This window comes from bacterium (genome assembly GCA_030018315.1).
Lineage (GTDB): Bacteria > Hydrothermota > UBA3073 > JACQXS01 > JAGMCI01 > JASEGA01.
Window position 1 is genome coordinate 1 of the sequence record JASEGA010000047.1, and the last position, 6569, is coordinate 6569.

The window sequence follows — 6569 nt, forward strand, 5'->3', positions numbered from 1 at the left end:
TACTAAACTCCAAATCCGCTGTGTTAAATTTGAGCTCTTTAACAATTTCTCCTGCTATAGCAGGGATGGCTAAAATAAGAGCTAAAACTATCATCCCAACCCTTCGGGCTTGAGCCCTCAAAGGCGAAGCCTTCATACTAACACACTTCTTCCCCGCAAGAGCGGGATTTCCGCTACGCTTCAACATCTTACACCTCCCTTTGAAAGAGTGAGAAAGAAATTTCATTCTCTCTTCCTTTCCCTTTTTACCTACTACCTCACCCAAACTCACAAAAAATCCCAAAATCCCCTTCATCTTACACCTCCTTGTAATTCTCCTTTTATTATTAAATAATTGGAGTTAACAATCTCCTCATATTTCCTAATACTTTCTTCACTTAAACCCGTCAGCTCCTTAATTTCCTCTACTTTATATCCTTTAAAAAGTAAGTCTTTTACCACATTATAATTTTCAACCCAATAAGCAAATGCAGTGTTTTTTCCCATACCTAATGGTTTATATAGCAAAATCTGTGTCAAATTATCTACATTTCATCTTTTAAACGCTATAACCTACTGAAAAATAGAGGCTTACAGGGCTTTAAATGAGAGTAAGAAACACTTATGAAGAAGAGCGAAGTGTTACATATGCGGACACATGTTGTCCGATATGTAACAGATAGTTTAATAAGGAATGTTAAGAGCTTTCATCCTTCTGTAGAGTTTTTGTCTAGTCCAGCCAATTATTTTTGCAGCTTTAGTTTTATTTCCGCCAGTCTTTGCGATAGCATTTATAATCATTCGTTGTTCCTCACTCATTATTTCTTCTTTCACAGGTGTAGCTATGCGGAGATTATCAGCTCTAATTATATTATCACGACATAAAACTACAGCCCTTTCAATCTCATGCTCAAGTTCCCTTACATTACCAGGCCAGTCATGGTAAAGCAGTAAATCTATTACCTCTTTATCAAAGCCTTTAATATCTTTACCCATTTGGGTTGAATATTTTTTAAGAAAATGCTGTGCAAGAATAGGTATATCACTTTTTCGCTCCCTGAGAGGAGGTAGACTTACCTTAACCACACCCAAGCGGTAGTATAAATCATTACGAAATCTACCTTCTTTTACTTCGCGTTCTAAGTCTTTATTTGTTGAGACAATAATTCGGACATCTATCTTTGTTGATGCTACTCCACCTACAGGTCTTATCTCTTTATCTTCTAACACTCTTAGTAGCTTTGCCTGTATTCCCGGAGTCAAATTGGCGACATCGTCTAAGAATAAGGTGCCACCATCTGCTTCTTCAAACAAACCCTTCTTTGTAGCTATTGCACCTGTAAATGCACCCTTTACATAGCCAAATAGCTCGCTCTCTAATAAAGTTTCTGGCAAAGCTCCGCAGGCTAAAGCGATAAATTTTTTATCCTTACGCTTACTATTATAATGTATAGCCCTCGCAACTAATTCCTTGCCTGTTCCTGTCTCACCTTCAAGTAAAACAGTAGCATCCGTATCAATTACTTTGTCTAAAATGGAATACAGCTCCTGCATCTTTAGATGGTCACCTACTATGTCTTTAAATCTATACTTTACCTCTTTTTTGGGCTTATAAACTGCTTCTTTTACAGTCTCCTTTACCTTTTGAAATCTATCAATTGCTCCTGAAATATTTTCCTTAAGTGAAGGATATTCTTCTTTATCTAACTTTTCTAACCAATCCAAAGCACGCTCATCACCAATATTTACTAACCCCTCTATCACCCATTTCTGTAGGAGTTCATCTTTTAGCTCAAATAACGAAATCAGTGTATTGAAGGCGAGTGGCCCAATCTGTGACAGTATAAAAATGGCGTAGCGGGGCTTAATTTTTTCCCTAACTGCAATATCAAGAAAAGAAGGATTATGTTTACAATTTTTAATTAAAAAGTAGTCATATCCATATTTACTTGCCAGACTCAATGTTTTCTTTATATAGTGTTTCAACTTTTGTCTTTCATCAGGTATAGCTTTTTCCAAATAAAGTTGAGAAAACAAGAAGTATACTCGCATTAGGTCGTATTTAGCTTTAAGATTTTCAATTATAGAAAGTGAATTTATTAATGTCTTTTCAGCTTCATCGAAAGCCCTCATCGCTAACTCAATCTCAGCCCTGGTTAAGAGCACACGAGCAAACCGTAAAGTTTTACCCTGTTTCTCAGCAATATTTAATACCTTATTAATGTATTGCTCCGCATGATAAAGGTCACCTTGTTTGAGATATACTTTTGCAATACCTTCTAAACAGTCGCTTTGTGTTTCTGCATCTTTAAACCTAATATTCAGTGTCAACGCTTCCTGATACTTTTCTATAGCAGATTCATATTCTCCAATTTCAGTTAACATCTCACCCATTAATGTGTAAGTGTAAGCTAATCCTCTTTTATCATTAAACTCATTACAAATTTTAATACCTGCTTCTAACCAATTTTTACATTGTAAGTAGTCTCCTCTCTCCAATGAGAGGACAGCCATATTATGATAACAGATACTAGCCCCAGGGAGTAAAGTTCTGCTATATATTTCTAATGTATTCTTAAGACTTTGTTCTGTAAGAACAAAATCGCCTTGGTCGTGGTAAATTACTCCAAGGTTGAGTAGTATCTTAGCTTGAGCGAGTGATTCTCCTGTTTTCTTACATAAAGAGAGGGCTTTATTTAGATTTTTAATTGCCTCTTTCCATTTGCCTGTCCTACGTAGAGCACGTCCTATATTATTTAATATATTTACCCGAAGTAAATAATCCTTCTCAGGCACCAATTTAAGTGCATATTCTATACTATTTAGCCCTTTATCTACATCTCCACGATCGATAGCTGTTGCACCAATTCCTAATAAAATGTAACTTAAGCCAAGCTTATCACTTTTTTTACCAAAGATTTTCTTCGCCTTCTTAAATAAGTTCATTGCATCGTCTAATTCACCCCAGTTATATAATATCTCACCTTTGTAAGCTAAAAGCCAAGGCCGATTATTTACTATATCAAGAGGTAAACTGTTTATCCAGTTGTTAACTGTACCCAGCATTCCTTTGTTAATTCTATCCCTTGCCACCTTTTCTATAAGCTCAGTTGCCTTCTCCCAACACTCTGAAGCAAGACAATAGGAAATAGCGCTCTCTATATCGTCTACTTGAATAAAATATGTAACAGCTTTTTGATACAAATCTTTAATTAACTCTTTGTCAAAAGTTTTGTTCAGCTGATTCAGTAAAAATTCTCTAAAAATTGGATGATACTTAAAAAAGTTTTCTTTCTCTTCTATAGTAGAGATGAAAAGGTTAAGGCTCAGCAGTGAATTCAGTATCTTAATAGCATTATTTATTCTAAATAGATTGTTTAATAGTTTTGGTTCCATAGATTCTAAAATAGATGACTTTAGCAGAAAAGACTGTACATCCTCTGGTAGTTTTTGCATTATTTCACTACTAAAGTATTCAAATACTTTTTCACCAGCCCTCAAGTAGGTATCTATTACTTCAGCAGGTTTTTTATAACTTAATTCTTGTGATATAAGTTGAAGTGCAGTAATCCAACCCTTAGTGCGTTCCTCAAGCTTGTTTAATTCTATATCCGGAATTTCTATCTTGTAAACATCCTTAAATAGATACTTTACTTCTTCTCCTGTAAATTGTAGGTCTTCCTTTTTAAGCATAAACAATTCCTGTTTTGCACTTAACTTTGCCAATCGAATAGTAGGTAAAACGCGAGTTGAGATAATTAGGTGTAAGTTTGAAGGTTGATGTTCAAGAAGGTAGTCTAAAGTATCATTTATTGTAGTTGAGTCCCTTATTAAATGATAGTCATCTATAAATACGAAAAGCTCATCCTTTAAAGTCTCCATAAGTTCGTTAATAAGTGTACCAACTACTATCTCAAAGTTAGCAGATATATCTTTTACATTCTTAATAACAATTTTTGTTTTATTACCAAAGTTAGGATAAGCCTGTGAGATACTTTCTACAAGATAAGACATAAAGACTATAAGGTCGGTATCAGTTTTATCTACGGTATACCATGCTTTTCTATGTTGATTAATCTCTGACGCCAAGTCTAAAATAAGTGTTGTTTTGCCATAGCCAGCATCTGCTGAGACTAAAATGAGTTTCTTATCTAGATTACTACGGAGTAAATCTAACAGTCTTGTCCGCTTAAGTATATTTTTACCAAGCTTGGGTGGAGTAATTTTTGTCTTTACAATTAAATATTCGTCCATCTAATACGACTTAGATTTTGACTCTACTTCTCTAATTATACGATATATGTTAAGAGTCATAACACCTGCAATAATAAGTGCCAGAGCAATGAATAATCCTATACCCCAGCCAAGTCCCTTCCAATTTCCCGTAGCTACTTGTATAGTAGCATAGATTAAATATGTGAACATTGCTATGATTACTGCCTTTAGACTGAAGATATTTCTAATCACTACTCTTCTTATACTTTCAATACTGTGCACATCTAAAGACTGGACTCGTGCTTTTGAGATTGGTAAGTTGACAAATCTTATTGGAGTTGAACTTTTGACCATAAATGAAGTTGCTACTGTCATTAAAGTATATAGTCCTATTTGAACGAATGGTATAACAAGTATATGTGATTTTGGACCCCATGCATCAGGCTTACCAGATGGACCAAAGTGGGTTGGAACTTTCTTGGGCAAGTCAGGATAAGTTGTGACTACAAGATAAAAACTACAAAATATTAAGAAAAGAAACACAAATTCTAACCATACAGGATAATAGTTGCTTAACTTTTTACTCATTACTTATTATGAGGACATATATGGACGAGGGCTGAATCAACTTCTTCTAAATCCTCTAACCTCTCTCTGACTGCATTTGCTATTTCATCACCCTCTATTACTGAACTTTTTGAATCCACTTTTATATGTAAATCTACACTCACACCTCGTCCAAGTTGTCTAACTCTCATTTCATGCATTCCTAATATAGAGATTAAAGCAGCAACTGCCGCAATACTTCTTGGTGCAACTGGTCCTTTAATAATGCTTAAAATAGCACGATAACCTGTAATAACACCTATAGCAACTAATGTTAAAGCAACAAATAGACCCACCAAAGGCTCAGCTTTATAATGGCCATAATGATGAGATACATCTCTTGGTCTTAAAGATACTCTAAACCCAAGTAAAGCTACACTTGTTGCAAGTAGGTCTGAGAGGGAATGGAAGGCATCATTTATTAAGGCGATACTTTTACCCAATATACCAAAATATAATTTTAGTATAAATAACCCTATATTACCAAATATTCCTAAATAAAAAGCATTTTACTCATTTTAATATCGTGAGCACTATATGGCATATCAACCTATTTCCAGACTCCAGGTATTTTTTGGCCACAAAACTTGCATTTCCCATTAATTATGTTATTCTCGGGTACATAATAGCCAATCCTACGGATAAGTAGCTTACCACAATTTGGACAATAAGTATTTTCTGCTTTATGGCTTGGTATATTTCCAATATAAACATATTTTAATCCAACTCCTATAGCTATCTTACGAGCTTGCTCAAGCGTCTCAATAGGGGTAGGTGGTAAGTTCTGCATTTTATACATAGGCCAGAAGCGAGAGAAATGTAAAGGGACTTCAGCTCCTAAACTATCCCTTATCCACTCGCACATCTTCCTTATAGTTTTAGGGTCATCATTTTTTGTTGGTACGATTAGGTTTGTAATCTCAATCCAAACTCCCTCTTCTTTTAAAATCTTTAAACTTACCTTTACAGGCTCTAATTCAGCCTCACATAGTTCTTGGTAATATTCATCAGTAAACCCTTTTAAATCAATGTTAGCTGCATCCAAATATTTACAAAGCTCTTTTAAAGGCTCCGGGTTTATATAACCGTTAGAGTGCATTGTATTTTTAATTCCTGCTTTTTTAGCTATTTTTGCAGTCTCTAACATATACTCGTAAAAATTAACAGGCTCACTATAGGTGTATGCAATTGATGGGCACTTATTTTCTTTAGCCATTCGTACTACTTCATCGGGTGGGAGCCACACATTTTCAGTCTCTTCTGGTGGTCTTTGTGATATTTCCCAGTTCTGACAGAATTTACACCTGAGGTTGCACCCAGCAGTAGCAATTGAAAAGACTTCACTCTTTGGAATAAAATGGAATAATGGCTTCTTTTCTATGGGGTCAATATGGACTGCGCAAGGTATCCCATAATTAAGAGTCATTAGCTTACCGGCTTGGTTTTCTCTAACTCTACAATATCCCCTTTGTTTTGGTTTAAGCACACAATTACGTGGACATAAATGACACTGAACAAGTTTATCGTTTAGCTTCTCCCAATACATTGCTAAACGAGGGACAAGCTTGACACTTTTAGATTCTAATTGAAATTCCAAACTTACAAGCCCAATCAATAGAGTTGCAATAATTATCGGGATTTTAACCCTCATAAAGCACCATTATAATCAAAATACTTAAATTATCAAGTAAAAATTAGACGTATGTCACTTTCAAGCAAAAATGTCCTCTTTAATTTTTAAGCTAAAATGTCCTCTATCTGTCTAATAG

6 protein-coding genes are annotated in these 6569 nt (G+C 34.9%); all 6 read right to left on the minus strand.

The annotated features are described in order from the left end of the window. The coding region (locus tag QMD71_09735; protein ID MDI6841104.1) for a hypothetical protein at window positions 1-295 on the minus strand (295 nt) is incomplete at its 3' end. Next, a complete protein-coding gene (locus QMD71_09740; GenBank protein ID MDI6841105.1) occupies window positions 292-486 on the minus strand; it encodes a hypothetical protein in 195 nt (64 codons plus the stop codon). The genes QMD71_09740 and QMD71_09735, both read right to left, overlap by 4 nt. Window positions 487-663: 177 nt before the next feature. Further along, window positions 664-4233, minus strand: coding sequence for a sigma 54-interacting transcriptional regulator (locus tag QMD71_09745; GenBank protein MDI6841106.1), 3570 nt, complete (start codon window positions 4231-4233; stop codon window positions 664-666). Continuing rightward, on the minus strand, window positions 4234-4782 hold the full coding sequence (locus QMD71_09750; GenBank protein ID MDI6841107.1) for a DUF1648 domain-containing protein: 549 nt from the start codon (window positions 4780-4782) through the stop codon (window positions 4234-4236). Further along, window positions 4782-5291, minus strand: a complete 510-nt coding sequence (locus QMD71_09755) for a cation diffusion facilitator family transporter (GenBank protein MDI6841108.1) — start codon at window positions 5289-5291, stop codon at window positions 4782-4784. The genes QMD71_09750 and QMD71_09755 overlap by 1 nt, the downstream gene beginning before the upstream one ends. 59 nt (window positions 5292-5350) lie before the next feature. Further along, window positions 5351-6451: an AmmeMemoRadiSam system radical SAM enzyme gene (gene amrS, locus QMD71_09760; protein ID MDI6841109.1), complete on the minus strand. Its 1101-nt coding sequence runs from the start codon at window positions 6449-6451 to the stop codon at window positions 5351-5353. Window positions 6452-6569: the final 118 nt, after the last annotated feature.

Bases quoted from the DNA above. Each gene is read 5' to 3' on its own strand.
- QMD71_09740 (MDI6841105.1), bottom strand. From the start codon at position 486: ATGGGAAAAAACACTGCATTTGCTTATTGGGTTGAAAATTATAATGTG.
- amrS (MDI6841109.1), bottom strand. From the start codon at position 6,451: ATGAGGGTTAAAATCCCGATAATTATTGCAACTCTATTGATTGGGCTT.
- QMD71_09750 (MDI6841107.1), bottom strand. From the start codon at position 4,782: ATGAGTAAAAAGTTAAGCAACTATTATCCTGTATGGTTAGAATTTGTG.
- QMD71_09745 (MDI6841106.1), bottom strand. From the start codon at position 4,233: ATGGACGAATATTTAATTGTAAAGACAAAAATTACTCCACCCAAGCTT.